The organism is Hydrococcus rivularis NIES-593, assembly GCF_001904635.1.
Taxonomy (GTDB): Bacteria; Cyanobacteriota; Cyanobacteriia; order Cyanobacteriales; family Microcystaceae; genus Hydrococcus; species Hydrococcus rivularis.
Window position 1 is genome coordinate 1 of the sequence record NZ_MRCB01000055.1, and the last position, 16,487, is coordinate 16,487.

The 16,487-nt window shown below is 46.5% G+C and carries 14 protein-coding genes and 1 other RNA gene; 8 read left to right on the forward strand and 7 right to left on the reverse strand.

All coding sequences use genetic code 11. The annotated features are described in order from the left end of the window. Positions 1-181 precede the first annotated feature (181 nt). Positions 182-1,153: an aldo/keto reductase gene (locus tag NIES593_RS22575; RefSeq protein WP_073601726.1), complete on the reverse strand. Its 972-nt coding sequence runs from the start codon at positions 1,151-1,153 to the stop codon at positions 182-184. A 78-nt stretch (positions 1,154-1,231) separates the two neighbouring features. Next, positions 1,232-1,822: a thylakoid membrane photosystem I accumulation factor gene (locus tag NIES593_RS22580; RefSeq protein WP_073601727.1), complete on the reverse strand. Its 591-nt coding sequence runs from the start codon at positions 1,820-1,822 to the stop codon at positions 1,232-1,234. A 70-nt stretch (positions 1,823-1,892) separates the two neighbouring features. Here NIES593_RS22580 and NIES593_RS22585 point away from each other — a divergent pair, with 70 nt between their 5' ends. Together NIES593_RS22585 and NIES593_RS22590 are read left to right on the forward strand one after the other, a co-directional pair. Next, on the forward strand, positions 1,893-2,387 hold the full coding sequence (locus NIES593_RS22585; protein ID WP_073601728.1) for a J domain-containing protein: 495 nt from the start codon (positions 1,893-1,895) through the stop codon (positions 2,385-2,387). Positions 2,388-2,493: 106 nt separating this feature from the next. Next, positions 2,494-2,766: a DUF3143 domain-containing protein gene (locus NIES593_RS22590; RefSeq protein WP_073601729.1), complete on the forward strand. Its 273-nt coding sequence runs from the start codon at positions 2,494-2,496 to the stop codon at positions 2,764-2,766. 37 nt (positions 2,767-2,803) lie between these two features. On the opposite strand, the gene ssrA is transcribed toward NIES593_RS22590, so the two are convergent. Beyond that, positions 2,804-3,188: a transfer-messenger RNA gene (ssrA, locus tag NIES593_RS22595) on the reverse strand. A gap of 250 nt (positions 3,189-3,438) precedes the next feature. Here ssrA and hemB point away from each other — a divergent pair. Both hemB and NIES593_RS22605 read left to right on the forward strand, forming a co-directional pair. Beyond that, entirely contained in the window at positions 3,439-4,425 is a 987-nt protein-coding gene (gene hemB / locus NIES593_RS22600; RefSeq protein ID WP_073601730.1) for a porphobilinogen synthase, read from the forward strand. 280 nt (positions 4,426-4,705) lie between these two features. After that, positions 4,706-6,952: a glycoside hydrolase gene (locus NIES593_RS22605; protein WP_073601731.1), complete on the forward strand. Its 2,247-nt coding sequence runs from the start codon at positions 4,706-4,708 to the stop codon at positions 6,950-6,952. Between the two features lie 4 nt (positions 6,953-6,956). On the opposite strand, the gene NIES593_RS22610 is transcribed toward NIES593_RS22605, so the two are convergent. Beyond that, on the reverse strand, positions 6,957-7,448 hold the full coding sequence (locus NIES593_RS22610) for a GNAT family N-acetyltransferase (RefSeq protein WP_073601732.1): 492 nt from the start codon (positions 7,446-7,448) through the stop codon (positions 6,957-6,959). 123 nt (positions 7,449-7,571) lie between these two features. Here NIES593_RS22610 and NIES593_RS22615 point away from each other — a divergent pair, with 123 nt between their 5' ends. The 3 genes from NIES593_RS22615 to NIES593_RS22625 all read left to right on the forward strand — a co-directional run bounded on the left by NIES593_RS22615 (position 7,572) and on the right by NIES593_RS22625 (position 13,332). Beyond that, on the forward strand, positions 7,572-8,441 hold the full coding sequence (locus NIES593_RS22615) for a LysR substrate-binding domain-containing protein (protein WP_073601733.1): 870 nt from the start codon (positions 7,572-7,574) through the stop codon (positions 8,439-8,441). 100 nt (positions 8,442-8,541) lie between these two features. Continuing rightward, positions 8,542-10,173, forward strand: coding sequence for a hypothetical protein (locus NIES593_RS22620; RefSeq protein WP_073601734.1), 1,632 nt, complete (start codon positions 8,542-8,544; stop codon positions 10,171-10,173). A gap of 372 nt (positions 10,174-10,545) precedes the next feature. Continuing rightward, the gene (locus NIES593_RS22625; protein WP_073601735.1) at positions 10,546-13,332 is read left to right on the forward strand and encodes a M16 family metallopeptidase; all 2,787 of its coding nucleotides are present in this window, start codon (positions 10,546-10,548) and stop codon (positions 13,330-13,332) included. Positions 13,333-13,335: 3 nt separating this feature from the next. Here NIES593_RS22625 and NIES593_RS22630 read toward each other — a convergent pair whose 3' ends face one another. Next, positions 13,336-14,562, reverse strand: coding sequence for a glycosyltransferase family 4 protein (locus tag NIES593_RS22630; protein ID WP_073601736.1), 1,227 nt, complete (start codon positions 14,560-14,562; stop codon positions 13,336-13,338). A 117-nt stretch (positions 14,563-14,679) separates the two neighbouring features. Next, positions 14,680-14,913, reverse strand: coding sequence for a DUF7219 family protein (locus tag NIES593_RS22635; RefSeq protein ID WP_073601737.1), 234 nt, complete (start codon positions 14,911-14,913; stop codon positions 14,680-14,682). 512 nt (positions 14,914-15,425) lie between these two features. Between NIES593_RS22635 and NIES593_RS22640 the strand changes: the two genes are divergently transcribed. After that, a complete protein-coding gene (locus tag NIES593_RS22640; RefSeq protein ID WP_073601738.1) occupies positions 15,426-16,025 on the forward strand; it encodes a COP23 domain-containing protein in 600 nt (199 codons plus the stop codon). Between the two features lie 276 nt (positions 16,026-16,301). Here NIES593_RS22640 and NIES593_RS22645 read toward each other — a convergent pair. Further along, positions 16,302-16,487 (reverse strand): zinc ribbon domain-containing protein (locus tag NIES593_RS22645; protein ID WP_139253789.1); only part of this gene is annotated, 186 nt, incomplete at its 5' end.

Sequence of the window (16,487 nt, forward strand, 5' to 3'; positions counted from 1 at the left end):
CAGGTTTTCGCGATCGACATTCTTCTCCCCTCTCCCAAATAGGGAGAGGGGTTGGGGGTGAGGGCGATCGACTATCTGTGTCATTAATGAATGAAAAATGGTATTATCCCAAAAGTATAGAATGTCGCTCGTCGCGATCGCGAAGCGAAACATCTTATCCCAATTCGCCATTCTCATCGACTTATGTCCACTGACGGAAGAAAGTATTATCTTCCCAAACCCGGGCAGTAAGCCGTTCGATTTTAGTTAAATCAGCTTGTGCGAGGGGTTTGAAGGCTTGGGCAACGCGAACATTTCCTTTCAACTGTTCTGCGTTCTCAGCCGCTATGATACAAGTATGAACGCCGTCGAGCGAAAGAACATAACCCATTGCCTGATGCATTCCCTCTAGAGCGCCCGGTTTAAACAAACGACCATAGGCAGGCACTTTCATAGCAATCACGCCGACATTTCTTTCCCGTGCCGCGGGCAACACCACGGGCGCAAAAGGACGGGGATGGTGAATGTCAGCAGCGTTGAGGGATATCAAAGTGGTGTCGAAAGGATAGCGGCGCAACCCGGCAGCAATTACGTCGGGTTCGTGGTGTCCGGTGATGCCGCTGAATTTAACGAGCTTTTGCTCCTGGGCTTCTTCTAGCGCTTTAGCTGCTCCATCATTACCAAAAATTTGGTCGAGTTGCTCGTGAAAAGATACGCTATGGAATTGCCACAGATCGATGCGATCGGTATTTAATCGTTGCAGCGATCGCTCTAAATCTCTCCATGCACCATCGCGATCGCGAGCTGCTGTTTTAGTCGCTAAAAAGATTTTATTGCGATAAGCGGGAAGGACTTTTCCCATGTATTCTTCGCTCGGACCGTAACCAGCAGCGGTATCAAAATATCGAATGCCCAAAGAAATCGCTGCTTCTAACAGCTCGATCGATTCTTTCTCTTTTCCTTCTCCAGACAGAGGAGTCTGTCCCGCTCCTCCCAGTCCTAAAATGGGAACAGAAACTCCCGTTTTGCCTAAAATTTTTTCGGTCATGGTTTGGGTGGAAACTGAGGCAACAACTTGTTCGGGTTGCCTTTCTATGGCAGAACTGCAAGCAATTGTCCCAGCCATCGCGGCAGTTCCAATGAGAAAGTTCCGTCGTGTTGTATTTTTTGTCATAAGAAGCGACCTGACCCAGACAGCGATCGAAAGCTCGATTTCTTTTGATAGTCTAGCGTTTGCTCCGAAAAAATTGGGTTAATTATCGACTAATTCCGTATTGAACTCGTTAAAGGAACGACGCTTCAATTCTACCGACTCGGAACGGGGTAATAGATCGAATACCTCTCTCAATACGTCATCGACCGCCTCGTACTTGACTTGTCCTTTGCCGTTAAAAACAATTTTTCCAGCTTCATCGAGAACTACGGTTTGAGGCACGACCCCCGTATAATAATAACCGACTTCGTTGGGCGAATAAGTGGATTTGATGGGAATGCTATCGACGCTGACAGGAATGATACTCGCCGCCCGACCGTAAAATTCTTGGATGCGAGAAACTACGATCGCAAATTCTTTGCAATCTCTGCTGTCGTCTAGGTAATAGACCAGTACGACAGGCATTTTTCGTTTCATGGACTCTGCTAAGGTTAAACGGGGAGGCACGAGCGATCCATTTCCTGCATAGACGACAAAGATGTTACCGTCTAGGCGATCGTCGTTGATACTAGCCCACGCAGTTGGCGTTTCCCAGATCGACCAACTGGCACATAAAGCGACGGAAACTGCTAAGCAAAGGAGAAAAAGCTTTTTCCAGTAAGATTGGACGCGATTTTGAATGGTACCCATAAGTGGATTTCGTGTTCTAGTGTAACTTCGTTAAAATAATGTCACAGGAGAGAGTAATGTAGAAAACCCCGTGAACCGACAACGGACAACGCAACAATTTACAGATCTGCAAATCCCAGCGTCAACTCGGCTGGCAAACAGCTACTATGCTATCCTGGGATTGCATCCTTCTGCATCTGCTATTGAAATTCGGCGAGCCTATCGGGAGATGAGCAAGCGCTACCATCCCGATACCACTAAACTATCCTTGGAAGTCGCTAAGGCGAAGTTTCAGCAACTCAATGAAGCTTATGCCACTTTGAGTAACCCAGAGCGGCGATCGCTCTACGATTTAAAAATCGGCTATTCTCGCTGGAACGTTATCCAAGCACCGCTAGATTTAGAACGAACTGCTCCTCAAACCCAGCACCGGGGATCTAATTCTGCCTACCTCGATCCGACTGACCGCCCTTTGTCGGCAGGAGAGATTTTTGTGTTGTTTATTCTCGCTTTAACTTTTGTCGGATGCTTATTGTTGGTAGTTGTGGTAGGTTTATTGAGAGGAGAAAACGCTTTTTGGATCTAAATGCTGCCTGGCGATCGCTTGCAGGCAAGTGAGCGATCGCATCACTAATTTTCCCAAACCGATCTAGTTCCCAAACCGATCTAGAAAATCTAAACTTCAAAATCCAATGACACTTCCATCCCCAGATACTCCTCTCTACAATCACCCCCTGCCCCAAATCGAACAGTGGTTGTCAGATTTAGGCGCTCAACAAGATCGTGAGAACTTACATTGTTGGAAGGTCGAACGCCCGACTTGGAAAGCCGATTTGTGTCTGGATATAGAAGAGTTGGTTGTTTGCTATATCAATGCTGGCGCAGACGGAAGCGATATTAAGCGTTCCTTCAAATATTCTCTGAGCCGTCAGGATATCGAAGCAGCGGTTTTTTCAGTCCCTTAATGTTAGCCTCTAGCTTTTGCTGCTGTCTTGATCGGTAAAATGGAGCCGAGCAGAGTTGAACTGCTGTCCAGGCTGGGTATTGACTTTCCGCTCTTTCACAGGTTTAGCCTTTCTTATCCTCAAGGCGGGAACCATCTCTTATCCCGGATGGTGGGATGCTCTGGTATTGTCTTAACCCTACAGCCGACCAGAGGCGGCTAGAGAGTGCATCCGTTGGGGTTAACCCTTAGTCCTTAACGGAGTCGAACTAAGAGTAGCGCAGTCGATTACAGACTCTTAGGCAGCTACTGCTACGCGCTTGAAGCTTACGATGTTGTTCGCAGTTACTTTTTTTGTTGAGCCTTGGATTTACGAGAGACGACTCACTCTCGACCTGCATCACGGGCTAGCTTTCGCCAACCTGTCGAAACCGTTGCGGCCCCTCGTGACTATTTTTATTTTTTATTATAAGAAAAATTTTTCACAGCTGCAACGGTAGGAGGTTTTGCGGCGATCGCCGACCGAGTTAGAGATACTCCGCCGTGAGACGGCGGAGCCTCCTGTAACTTCGTGAGACTAACGTTACAAAACATTGAGAAATGCGGTTGGTTCTAATGAGAGAGAGAGCGATCGCCTTAAACTATTCTGAGACCTTCATCTGATAATTGAAACTTATTTTTTAATATCGAGCATATGTTTCCCATTACTCGTCCTCGCCGTCTTCGCCAAACGCCTCAATTGCGCCGCATGGTGTGCGAAACCGTCCTTACTGTCAACGATCTGATCTATCCCCTGTTTGCCGTGCCGGGGGAAGGCATTGCCCAAGAAGTAAAATCCATGCCGGGAGTCTACCAACTCTCGGTTGATAAAATTGTTGAGGAAGCTAAAGAAGTTTACGATCTGGGGATTCCTGCCATCATCCTCTTTGGTATTCCAGAAAATAAAGATGCCGACGCTACGGGGGCTTGGCACGACTGCGGCATCGTTCAGAAAACCGCTACAGCCGTTAAAGAAGCCGTACCGGATTTAATCGTCATCGCCGATACTTGCCTGTGCGAATACACCGATCACGGTCACTGCGGTTACTTGCAAACAGGCGACTTGTTGGGACGGGTTTTAAACGATCCCACCTTGGAACTATTAAAGAAAACCGCCATCTCGCAAGCGAAAGCCGGCGCAGATATCATTGCTCCCTCTGGGATGATGGATGGATTTGTACGGGCAATCCGAGAAGCCCTCGACGAAGCAGGATTCCAAGATACGCCCATTCTTTCCTATGCGGCTAAATATGCTTCAGCCTATTACGGGCCATTCCGCGATGCTGCCGAGTCAGCCCCCCAATTTGGCGATCGCCGCACCTATCAAATGGATCCCGGCAATGCCCGCGAAGCCCTCAAAGAAGTCGAATTAGATATTGCCGAAGGGGCGGATATGCTAATGGTCAAACCCGCTTTGGCGTATATGGATATCATCTGGCGGGTGAAAGAAATAACCAATTTACCCGTTGCGGCATACAACGTTTCGGGAGAATATTCGATGATTAAAGCAGCCGCCCTCAACGGTTGGATTGATGAAAAGAAAGTCACTTTAGAAACTTTAACGAGCCTCAAGCGCTCGGGTGCCGATTTGATTTTAACCTACCACGCTAAAGATGCCGTTCGCTGGCTACAACAAGAGTAGGAAACTTCTGAGACAGGGGGTGGAGAGAGTGTAGAGAGTGTGGGAGGTATAGGGAGATGGGGAGACTGGGGGACTGGGAGAGAATTAACTACTAACTACTAACAATCCTCAATCCAAAATCCGCCGTTCTCCTTGAAGAGGTTCAAGGAGCGTGCGGCGACTTCGCCAAAATCTGCGGAACGCAGTCGCCGCACGCCGCTGGAAGTCCATTCCAGCACAACGGCGACCAAAATCCTTGCATCGAATGACCAATGACTAAATGACTAATTGAATATTGAATATGTCTCATCCCTTATACGTTGCTTTTATCTGGCACCAACACCAGCCACTCTATAAATCCCGCGAAGCCGCTGCCGATGGCGGGGGACAGTATCGCTTACCGTGGGTGCGGTTGCACGGCACTAAAGATTATCTAGATTTAGTCCTAATTTTAGAACGCTATCCCAAACTCCATCAGACAGTTAATCTCGTTCCTTCCTTAATTTTGCAACTGGAAGAATACGCGGCAGGAGAAGCGATCGATCCCTATCTAGCGCTGACGGTGACTCCTGAAGACCAACTAAACGAGCAACAAAAACGCTATATTATCGAGCATTTTTTTGATGGCAATCACCACACGCTCATCGATCCCCATCCTCGCTACAGCGAACTTTATGTCCAACGCCAGGAAAAGGGACGGTCTTGGTGTTTTAAACACTGGACTAATCGAGATTATAGCGACCTGTTAGCATGGCATAACCTATCTTGGATCGATCCTCTGTTTTGGGACGATCCAGAAATTGAGGCATGGCTCAAACAAGGGAAAAACTTTACTTTGAGCGATCGCCAGCGCATTATTTCTAAACAAAGAGACATCATCCGCCGTATTATTCCTCAGCATCGGCAAATGCAAGATGCGGGTCAGCTAGAAGTTGCCACCAGTCCCTATACCCACCCGATTCTCCCTCTGCTTGCCGATACTAGTTCTGCTTTGGTGGCAGTTCCGGAAATGGTTTTGCCCGAAGGACGCTTTCAGTGGGAAGAAGACATTCCCCGCCACCTGCGCAAAGCTTGGGATTTGTATACAGACAGGTTTGGCAGACAGCCCCGCGGTTTGTGGCCTTCGGAACAGGCTGTCAGTCCTGCAATATTACCCCACGTTGCTAAAGCAGGATACCGATGGCTTTGTTCTGACGAAGCCGTTTTAGGGTGGACGTTGGGGCACTATTTTCATCGCGACGAAACGGGTAATGTCTCGGAACCGGAATTACTCTATCGTCCCTATCGCTTAGAAACGCCCTACGGAGATTTAGCAATTGTCTTTCGAGACCATCGCCTCTCCGATCTGATCGGCTTTACCTATGGGGCGATGGAACCCACTCACGCTGCATCGGATTTTATCGGACACTTAGAAGCGATCGCGCGTTCTCTCAAACATCAACAAGCAGAAGAAACGACTGCTTTAGAGAAACCATGGCTGGTGACGATTGCCCTCGATGGAGAAAACTGCTGGGAATACTATCAAAAAGACGGTTTGCCTTTTCTCGAAGCACTCTATGAAAAGCTAAGCGACGACGAAGAGATTAAATTAGTGACCGTTTCCGAATTTCTAGAACAATTCCCGCCGACAGCAGCCATTCCTGCGGACGAATTGCATAGCGGTTCTTGGGTCGATGGCAATTTTACAACCTGGATCGGCGATCCGGCAAAGAATAAGGCATGGGATCTCCTCATAGAAGCCAGACAAATGTTAGCCAAGCATCCAGAAGCAACAGAAGAAAATAATCCCGAAGCCTGGGAAGCTTTGTATGCGGCTGAAGGTTCGGACTGGTTTTGGTGGTTTGGAGAAGGTCATTCATCCAATCAGGATGCCGCGTTCGATCGCCTCTTTCGAGAACACCTTTGTGCTATTTATCGTGCCGTAAACGAACCCGTTCCCCCACGATTGCACCAGCCTGTAGAAGACCACGAGGAAAAAGAACAATATCGTCCGCAAACCTTTATCCATCCACTGATTGATGGTCGTGGCGACGAACAAGATTGGGACAAAGCAGGTCGGATCGAGATTGGTGGTGCTAGAGGTACGATGCACCGAAGTAGCGAGGTTCAGCGCTTATTTTATGGCTGGGATCACTTAAATTTCTATCTTCGCTTCGACTTTAAGGCAGGAGTCAAACCCGGTCGCGATTTGCCCCCACAATTGCATTTACTATGGTACTATCCCGGCATCCCGATGTGCGTCAGTCCCATTCCTTTGTCGAGCGTGCCCGATCTGGCTCCGCTAAACTATTTATACCGCCATCATTTGGGCGTTAATTTACAAACGGGTTCTGTTTGGTTAGAAGAGGCGCAAGAAGGTTTTAGCTGGCATCCAAGGGCTACTCGCGCCGATGTCGCTTTCAAGCAATGCTTGGAAATAGCGGTTCCTTGGGCAGATTTGCATATCGAACCGGATGATTCTTTACACATGATCGCAGTTTTAGCCACTCGCGACGAGTTCCACAGTTATTTACCAGAAAATGGACTAATCATGTTACAAGCGCCATAGTATCCTAGCAAATGCGATCGCGACTTGCGATCGCATTTTTATCCAATCGACACAATCTGACTTTTTGGATAATTGTTGCCCCTATTCTTTCGTAAAATTTAATGCCTTTTGGGTTATTAATAGAGACTGTCCAATCAATTCTGCCACAATTATTTTCTTGGGCTATTTGACACAAACGTTCAATTAATGCCGTACCTATACCTTTACCTCGGCGTTCGGGTTTGATATACAGATCGTTTAACCAAAGGCAAGTTTGAGCGAGAAAAGTAGAGTAGATGTAATGATAGCTAGCAAATCCAATAATTTCGCGATCGATTTCAGCTAAGAGAATAAATTCAATTGGATTGTTGCAGAACAAAGTATCTTCTAATTTCTGAAGTGTTGCTTCAACTGATTCAGGACAACCATCAAACTGTGCTTTGAGATAAATCAGTTTCAAAATAATCGGAAGATCGCTTTTTGTTGCTTCTCGAATTAATAATTGTTTATTTTCCATAATTCCAAGCTTTTAAATTTAAATTGCATCCTCGCCTAAGATTTACTGTACGAAAATCACAAATAGATGTCCAATATATATTTAGTAGTAAAAATATATGTTGAGAATATAAATAGTTGAATTATGGAACTGCGACACCTGCGCTATTTTGTGGCGGTAGCTGAAGAACTTAACTTCAGTCGTGCAGCAGAAAAACTACATATCGCTCAGCCGCCTCTTTCTCAGCAAATCCAGGATTTAGAGGCAGAGTTGGGCGTGCAGTTGTTTGAGCGAACCAAACGTCGCGTTGAATTGACTGAGGCAGGTAAAATATTTCTAGCAGAAGTAGAAAAAGTCTTCGAGCAAGTCCACCAGGCGGTCAAAGCCGCACAAAGGGCGAGTCGCGGTGAAGTAGGAAAACTTGCGATCGGGCTTAATAGTTCCGCTACTTATAGCGTTTTGCCGGATTTGCTGCGTCAATTTCGCCAACACTGTCCCGATGTGGAACTGATTTTACAAGAATTGACCACGAGTCAGCAGTTAGAGAAGTTGCAGCAAAATCAAATCGATCTCGGACTGTTGTATTTACCCGTAGATACGAGCGAGTTGAAGGTAGTATCCGTGTTAAAAGAACCTTTGATGGTAGCTTTGCCAGAAACTCATCCTTTGGCAGATCGAGCTGAAATTGCGATCGCGCAATTAATTGACGAACCTTTGATCTTGCCACCACCTCGCTTGGGCGAAGGGCTTTACAGTCAAATCATGCGCTTTTTCGATGGGATTGGCTTTCATCCCAAAGTTACCCAGACTGCTACTTTAGTGCAAACCGCGATCGCGTTGGTTGCCGGAGGGGTAGGTATTGCTTTAGTTCCCGCATCGTTGCAAAACCTGAAAAGAGCGAGTGTCGTTTATCGGACGATAGCACCAACTGCACCGGAAGTAGAAATTGCCCTCGCTTGGCGACAGAATAATTTATCTCCGGTTTTGCAGAGGTTTGTTGAGCTTGTTTTGTAAACTACTTACCGCTCAATTTAAATTTGTTTTTGTGAAGATTTTAATTATGGGGCGATAGGGAGATTGTAAACTCTAAATTATTCTTATAATTGACATAAATATGACTAATCCTATTCCTCCCGACCTTTTGGTTGGATTAGAAGGTGGTTATAGTAAAGTTCCTGAAGAAGTCAAAGAATTCCTTTGCACAGAACCGCGACCACCAGAAACCGATCCAACTTTGGGAATCTCCGTTGCAATCAATAGACAAGAAACGCCGCAACATCGTTTAGTGACAATTGGAGATTCGTTAACTCACGGCTTTCAAAGTGGAGCAATCTTTAAGACTAATTTATCCTATCCCATGCTAATTGCCCGCGAAATGGGCTGGAGCCAGAATTTTCGTCATCCTAGCTATTTTGGACCAGGAGATGGTCTTCCCCTCAATTTGGAAAAGTTAGCACGAGAATTAGGCAATCGTTATCAGATAGCAGATGGGATTAATGCGATCGATGCCGCTTTATTGTTACCTTGGCTGAGAGGCTATCTTGACCAAATAGAAGATTATTGGGAACGAGGAGAGGGGCTGAATGCACCCGAACGAGGAGCGATTAACCATAATTTAGCTGTGTATGGATGGGATCTACGCAATACGCTGTCTCGGAATGCCGATATAGCTAAAAGCGTTATTAGAGAAAACCCTCCCAAAGAGGATTTTATTCGGCAAGTTTCTGAAAACGCTAATGAAATTGCAACGCTGTGGGTTTTGAATAGCGCCAGAAATTCTGCCAATAAAGCCTTAACGCCATTGGAAGCAGCAAAAGCCTTAGGGGAAGAAGGTGAGATAGAGACTCTAATCATTTTAATCGGCGCAAATAATGCATTAGGTAGTATTTTGACCTTTAAACTCAGGTGGTCTGATGTTGGCTACCAGGATATGAGAGAAAATGATAAATATACTGTCTGGCTCCCTAGTCATTTCAAAGACGAGTTAGACCAAATTGTCGAACGAGTTAAGCAAATTAAAGCTCGTCACGTTATTTGGGGAACAGTTCCCCATGTTACGATCGCGCCTTTTGCTCGCGGTGTTAGTGAAAATGGTCAAAAGATTCAACCAGGCTCTCGATATTTTCCCTTTTACGTGCCAATTTGGTTAGAAAATACTTTCAATCCTAATAATCGTCGCCATCCTCGTTTAACCGCCAATCAGGCTAGAGGCATTGATAGTGCGATCGACAAATACAACGAATATATTGTCGCAACTGTCCGTGAAGGTCGTCGGCAAGGAAAAGACTGGTATTTGCTGGAAACGGCTGGATTGTTAGATCGCTTAGCTGTGCGACGTTACATTGAAGATTGGATTGCTCGTCCCAATTGGTGGACTGAATATCCATTGCCAGAACCCTTGAAAAACCTAAATCCACAGCCAACTTCATTATTTTTTAAATCCAACCAACAAGGTCGTCAGCAAGGCGGACTGTTTTCCTTGGATGGCATTCATCCAACCACAATTGGTTACGGAATTCTGGCACAAGAGATTATTAATATTATGCAATTGGCAGGAGTTGAATTTTATGAAAGTGATGGAATTACTAAAAAGACAGGCAAGATCGAAATTGATTTCGCTCGCTTAATTAAAGAAGATACCCTAATTTCCAAGCCTCCTGCGGCTGTCTCTGCTATCTTAGACTCCATCGGTTGGCTAGACAGCATGACTGGCATTATTTCGCAACTGTATCAAAATAATATTTAATATTCTGCCAAAGTTATCGTTGAGGGAGTTGCGATCGCTCTCATCTTGATGTGGGAACAATTGGAACAACAAATAGTTTGTTTAATTAAGATTAGCAGAGTGTTTTGAATTGCAATTTAAAAATTTAAAAGACAGTATTTGACAGAAACTTTACTTTCATAAATTAGTGATAAAAGAAATATAAAATTAACCCTCTCAAAGCCAAACGAGGAGTGCGCAAGGTTATATTGGGATTGAGTCTTTGCAGCACTGTAGCAGACATAGTGTAAAATTCTGGTGCCCGAAACGAACAAATTGTCAATGATTTAATGATTTGTAGTTTCGCCAAGCTTCGGCTCGATCTCGTCTGAGTTCATTTCTCCTAATCTCGCCATGCGTTTTTCCTCAAAAGTGCGATCGCTCCTTCTCGTCGGCTTGTTCTTGAGCTTTCTAATCGGCAGTCTCGGATGGGTAGACGGCGATCGCGTTAGCGCCTCAGCGCCAACAGAAGCCCCTCCCGTATCTGCCACCTCGCTCGCTCAAGGGGTACGTAAAACTGTCTTAGACAACGGTTTGACCGTACTGACCAAGGAAGTTCGCACCGCTCCCGTAGTCAGCGTACAGGTTTGGTATCGAGTCGGATCGCGCAACGAGGAAGCAGGAGCCAATGGACTCTCCCACCAGCTAGAACACCTACTTTTTAAGGGCACAACCGATCGCCCGGTGCAGTTTGGTCGGCTCTTCAGCGCTTTGGGCAGTCAGTTTAACGCCTTTACCAGCTATGACGAAACCGCCTACTTTGGAACGGCAAAGCAAGACAGACTGGAAGCACTGCTGAGTTTAGAAGCCGATCGCATGGTCAATTCCATCAACGGATCCGAACAACTGGCGAGCGAAAAGCGCGTAGTAATTTCCGAGTTGCAAGGATACGAAAATTCCCCCGACTATCGGCTCAGTCGAGCCGTGATGAAGGCAGCCTTCCCAAATCACCCCTATGGTTTGCCTGTAGGAGGCACAAAAGCCGATGTCGAGAAATTTACAGTAGAGCAGGTACAAGATTATTACCAAACCTACTACAGTCCTGATAATGCCACGCTGGTTATTACCGGAGACTTCGATCCGAAAACTGCCCTCAACGCTGTAGAAGAAACCTTTGGTAAAATTCCCAAACGGACGACCAAAGCGGGGCAGGAAAAGAAAATTGTAGAAGCCAAATCTCCCTTATTCTCGCCAGCTAGCCAAACACCTATCGTGCTAAGAGAACCGGGAAGTGCGGCACTGCTGCAAGTGATTTATCCCCTGCCCAATATCAATCATCCCGACGTAAGCGCGATCGATGTCATGGATATCATCCTCACGGGCGGACGCAGTTCCCGCCTTTATCAAGCGTTGGTAGAAACTGGATTGGCAAGCGAGGTAGGAGCTAGCCCCGCAGAACTTATCGAACCGGGCTGGTATGCGATCTCTGCGACAGCAGCTCCGGGTCAAGCCCTCTCTAAAATCGAGCAGGTACTTGAGCAATCCCTGGCAAAGCTTCGGCAGGAACCAGTCACCCCAGAAGAATTGAATCGAGCCAAAACTCTATTGCAAACCTATTTTGTTTTGAGCAATCAGGACATCACCTCTCAGGCAAGCCAACTAGGCTACTATCAGACCGCGGCGGGAGATTATCGTTATGTAGAGCGGTATTTAGATGCGATCGCCAAAGTCACAGCCGCCGACGTGCAGCGAGTGGCACAAACCTACCTCGCTCCCGACAAGCGGACAATCGGCTTTTTTGAACCGACCCAACCAGACGGAAAAGCAGGAACTCCCGCTATGGCTTCCGATCGCACGATGGAAAACTTCAGCCCCGGCAACCCCGTAGACCCAGCAGAACTTGCCAAGTATCTACCTCCCATCAAGTCGTCTACCGCGTCCGCGTCACAACCGCTCCCAGAGGAGGTGACTCTGGCAAATGGGATGAAAGTTTTCTTGCTAGGCGATCGCAGCGTACCTACCATCAATTTGAGCGGACAGATCGATGCCGGAACGGGCTTCGATCCCGAAGGGAAAGCCGGATTAGCCAGCTTGAGCGCCGATAACTTGATGAATGGCACGCAAACGAAAGACGCGCTGACACTGGCAAAGGCACTGGAAGATAGGGGAGTGAACTTGGGCTTTCGTGCCAATCGGGAAGGAGTCGCCATTAGCGGCAATGGGTTGTCGGCAAATCTGCCAGTCTTGTTAGAAACTCTAGCAGACATACTGCAACGCGCCACCTTCCCAAACGACCAACTGGAATTGAGTCGCCAGCGCGCTCTAACAAGTCTTAAAGTAGAGCTAGACGACCCCGGCACCCTGGGACGACGAGTATTTCAGCAGACAATCTATCCCAAAAACCATCCTTTCCATAGCTTTCCCACCCCAGAGAGCCTCAAGAGTATCACCCGCGCCGATCTGGTACGCTTCTATAGAGAACACTACCGACCGGATACCACAACCCTCGCCCTGGTAGGCGATTTCAACCCGGTCGAGGTGAAAGCCTTGCTAAACGAGACGTTCGGCAAGTGGCGATCGCGAGGTAAGCCTCCCGTTTTTAGGGTGCCTTCCGTATCCTTGCCCAAAGCGATAACGCGCCTCAATAAAGCTATTCCCGGCAAAGCCGAAGCCGTTACCTACATTGGTTACAATGCCATATCGCGTAAAGATCCCCGTTTCTATGCCGCTCTAGTGTTAAATCAGATTTTGGGAGGAGATACCTTGTCGAGCCGACTGGGAACCGAAGTACGCGATCGCCAGGGGCTAACCTATGGCATCTACAGCGCCTTTGCTGCTGGCAAAAATGCAGGACCATTTTTGATTCAAATGCAAACCGCTCCAGAAGATGCCGACAAAGCGATCGCTAGCACCCTAGCTCTCTTAAAACAGTTGCGGCAAGAGGGAGTCACTGAGGCAGAGTTAAACACAGCTAAGCGAACGATTACCAACAGCTATCCGGTCGATTTAGCCAATCCCACTACCGTGGCAGACACGATTTTGAGCAATGCCGTCTATGGACTGAGCAAGGCAGAACTGCGCGAGTTTCCCAAGCGGATCGAGGCAGTCACGATGGCGCAAGTACGGCAAGTCGCTCAAGAATTGATTCATCCAGATAATTTGGTCATTGTTACAGCGGGACCCGGACAAACTCAGTCTTAAAAATTAGAGGGACTCATGCCGGTTCGTTGATAAATTAATCCAATGCAGATGCTTGGTTAATAGTTTGGATAGGGCGTAATTTTCTAGAATGGTTTCCCTAGCTTTAGCGCGAATTGGAGACATTTTTTCGGGGTTATCCAGCGCTTCTTCAGTGCGATCGCAAATTTCTTGAGGCGAGAAGAAATTAACCAGCAATCCATTTACCCCATCCCGAACGACCTCGGTTACGGGGGGAGTATCCGAAGCCACTAATAAGCATCCCGTCGCCATCGCCTCTAGCATCGACCAAGACAAGACAAACGGACGAGTTAGGTAAATATGAACGGAAGACGCTTGCAGTACCTTCAGGTATTGGTTGTAGGGAAGCAATCCCGTGAAGTGCAGTCGGGATAAGTCTAAGGGCAGTTTTTCGAGCATGAGCTGTTTGTAGGTCTTTGCGTCGGGAAGCGCGCGCCCATAAGCCACCCGATCTTCTCCTACGACGACCACATGACAATGAGGTCGTCGCTGTTGCAAAAGTGCGATCGCTTCCATAAACTGGGGAAAACCGCGATAGGGTTCCATGCCTCTCGCGACATAAGTAACAATTTCTTCGGCATGGGATAGATCCAAGTTAATGGCGCTTAAGACTAATTTAGCGCCCGGTTTGGGTTGAAAGAAAGCAGTATCGATACCGTCGTGGAGTACGGTAATTTTGCTCTGGTATTCAGGAGGAAATTGTTGCCGCTGCCAATTGGTTGGAGATAGACCGCGATCGCAGCTATACAGATCGACTAAAATGGGCGAATTCTTGATGCGAATGCGAGCCACATCGTCAGGCGTAAGCGGTTCGCGGGGATCGAAGTCTGCATCCGAACCGCGAGCGCGGTAAAACCACTCGAAATAGCACAAAAGTTGGCTTTTGGGAAACACATCTTTGATAAACAAGGTCGGCCCCCAACCCGAATGACCGTAAACTACATCGGGAATAAACCCCTGAGCTTTTAGTTGCTCTGCCATCCGGTATACAGCCTGTCCCTGAAGTACGGCACCTTCTAGCGTCCGAACGTAATGGTGAGTTTCTCGACGAACTTCGCGAGAAGGACTGTATACGGCTTTGTATACGCCAGCCAGTTGACCTTCTTTGCGAGTCGTTCCAAAGACTACTTGATTTTGCTTATCTTGTGCTAACGCTACTGCCAGATGGCGAAACTGAGCTGGAAAATTGGGATGCAAAAATAGAATTTTCATACGACTCGCCCTGCAAGTTTAAGGTTGATGGATTGATTCCAAAAACCTATTCTTACCGTAATTTTCGCAGTTACTTGCGCTCGATTAGTCGCCCATCCCAAGTTTCTTTAATTATGCCTAGCAAGACACATCGCCAATTCCCAACCCCTGTTTGCTTCTCTCCAACTGTGCCCAGAGATTTTGTAGTTCGGCAAAAGCTTTCTCGGCAGACAACTTACCGTTAGTTTGTAGAGCGCAAATATAGTTAACTTTTTGGGTAAACTCCTGTAAGTTGGCGTTAAAAACTAAGAGTTCGGGACTAAACTTCCCTCTGTATTGACTGCGGGGATAGAGAAAATTGTCTTTATTCATGGCGGAACTCCCAAGTGACGTGGCGTGGCGAGAGATTATAATTCTGCCGACTTGACAGAACGAGCTTAGACTAGAAGCTAGATTTACAAGGGTTTAGAGTCTTCTTCCTACTTATAATGTATTGTCGATTTATCGGTCATCCAATCGTAAAATTACGGATCTTCGATCGCATAGGTGACAACTATCTCAGTAAAACTGATAATATTCGATCGGAAATCTTTTATAAGATGGAAGAGCTATCTAATCGCCCTTGGAATAAAGATATGAGGGAATAACTGGCGATCGCGCAATAAGCTTTCCCGATAAGCTATGCAAAATAATGACACTTAAGTCTTGAGACAAGCGATCGCCCACCAAAAAAGAATCGGGAATATTTAATCTTCAATTTGTAGTTAACAGAGAATCTCGAAAATCAATCGGTCGGGCTGGAAAGTCGAGAGATTGATACTTTTCTATGACACTTGCTCAATGGATTGAGAGGAAACTAAAATCGATCGGGAGAGAACGAAATTATGATCGCAAAACCTATTCCTAAAATTTTGACAGCGGCAGCGATCGCGATCGGCATCGCGGCGCTGGATGCTACCGTAACTTTTAGTCAGACTGTATCGCAAGAGCAGGCACCACAAGAGTCGAAGGTGACCTTCATCTGCGATGCTAATAACAGTCCGCCAACAACATTTGCGATTGGCAGAGACGAACGAGGAAACCCCTCGCTTACCCCGATCTTTAGCTGGCATTCAGAATATTTATTCTCTGGCGATTCAGCCAAAGTCTTGTGTCAGCAAATGGCTCAAAAATTACAAAGTAAATACGATCGAGGCGAACACCCCTATTTCTCATCCAAACGCACAGAACTAAAAGATGAGACTACAGGAAAAGTAAATTACAGAATGGATGTATGTTTGGTTGCCAGCGAATCAGCTGACTGTGAAAACAGCAGCCAGCGCGAAGATCTATTTAGTCTAAATGGCTCTTATAAAGATCCACTTGCATGCGTAATGGATCGGACGCAACCTAAAGCTTGTAGGCGCTATATTCCAACACGAGGTCCACTTATCAGTATTCCATCAGGAAACTATAAGCGCAGTTGGCTGAGCTGGTTTTATTAAAGAAAAGAGAGCGTAAAGTCACAGTAGGGGCGAGATTTCCTTGCCCCTACTCGTTTATCGTTCGAGTTTATTACTAACTTCTATAAACACAAGCGATTGACAACAATCTATAGCTTTCTAGCACAATCCAACCAATTCGTAATTGGAGGAATCGCCTACGAAAATAACCTTTGATAGTGTCGATGCCTCTTTCCGCTCTTAAGAACTTAGACAAGATAGGATAAAGTTAGATAACTTAGACACTATCCTGATGTCTTATTTCTGCTTCACTCAGAGTCACTGAAACCTAAGTTTCTGTAACACACTCTGTCCACAGACCGTAACGGTAGAGCTTACCGTCATTTTCGCTAAGTTGTAACTAGCGTTTAAATCTCTATCGCAACTAAATCCACAAGCACAATTAAAGACTCTCTCTGATAACTTGAGAGTCTTTTTAATAGTTCCACAACTAGAGCAAGTTTT

Bases quoted from the DNA above. Each gene is read 5' to 3' on its own strand.
- NIES593_RS22575 (WP_073601726.1), bottom strand. From the start codon at position 1,153: ATGACAAAAAATACAACACGACGGAACTTTCTCATTGGAACTGCCGCG.
- NIES593_RS22580 (WP_073601727.1), bottom strand. From the start codon at position 1,822: ATGGGTACCATTCAAAATCGCGTCCAATCTTACTGGAAAAAGCTTTTT.
- NIES593_RS22590 (WP_073601729.1), top strand. From the start codon at position 2,494: ATGACACTTCCATCCCCAGATACTCCTCTCTACAATCACCCCCTGCCC.
- hemB (WP_073601730.1), top strand. From the start codon at position 3,439: ATGTTTCCCATTACTCGTCCTCGCCGTCTTCGCCAAACGCCTCAATTG.
- NIES593_RS22605 (WP_073601731.1), top strand. From the start codon at position 4,706: ATGTCTCATCCCTTATACGTTGCTTTTATCTGGCACCAACACCAGCCA.
- NIES593_RS22610 (WP_073601732.1), bottom strand. From the start codon at position 7,448: ATGGAAAATAAACAATTATTAATTCGAGAAGCAACAAAAAGCGATCTT.
- NIES593_RS22615 (WP_073601733.1), top strand. From the start codon at position 7,572: ATGGAACTGCGACACCTGCGCTATTTTGTGGCGGTAGCTGAAGAACTT.
- NIES593_RS22620 (WP_073601734.1), top strand. From the start codon at position 8,542: ATGACTAATCCTATTCCTCCCGACCTTTTGGTTGGATTAGAAGGTGGT.
- NIES593_RS22625 (WP_073601735.1), top strand. From the start codon at position 10,546: ATGCGTTTTTCCTCAAAAGTGCGATCGCTCCTTCTCGTCGGCTTGTTC.
- NIES593_RS22630 (WP_073601736.1), bottom strand. From the start codon at position 14,562: ATGAAAATTCTATTTTTGCATCCCAATTTTCCAGCTCAGTTTCGCCAT.
- NIES593_RS22635 (WP_073601737.1), bottom strand. From the start codon at position 14,913: ATGAATAAAGACAATTTTCTCTATCCCCGCAGTCAATACAGAGGGAAG.
- NIES593_RS22640 (WP_073601738.1), top strand. From the start codon at position 15,426: ATGATCGCAAAACCTATTCCTAAAATTTTGACAGCGGCAGCGATCGCG.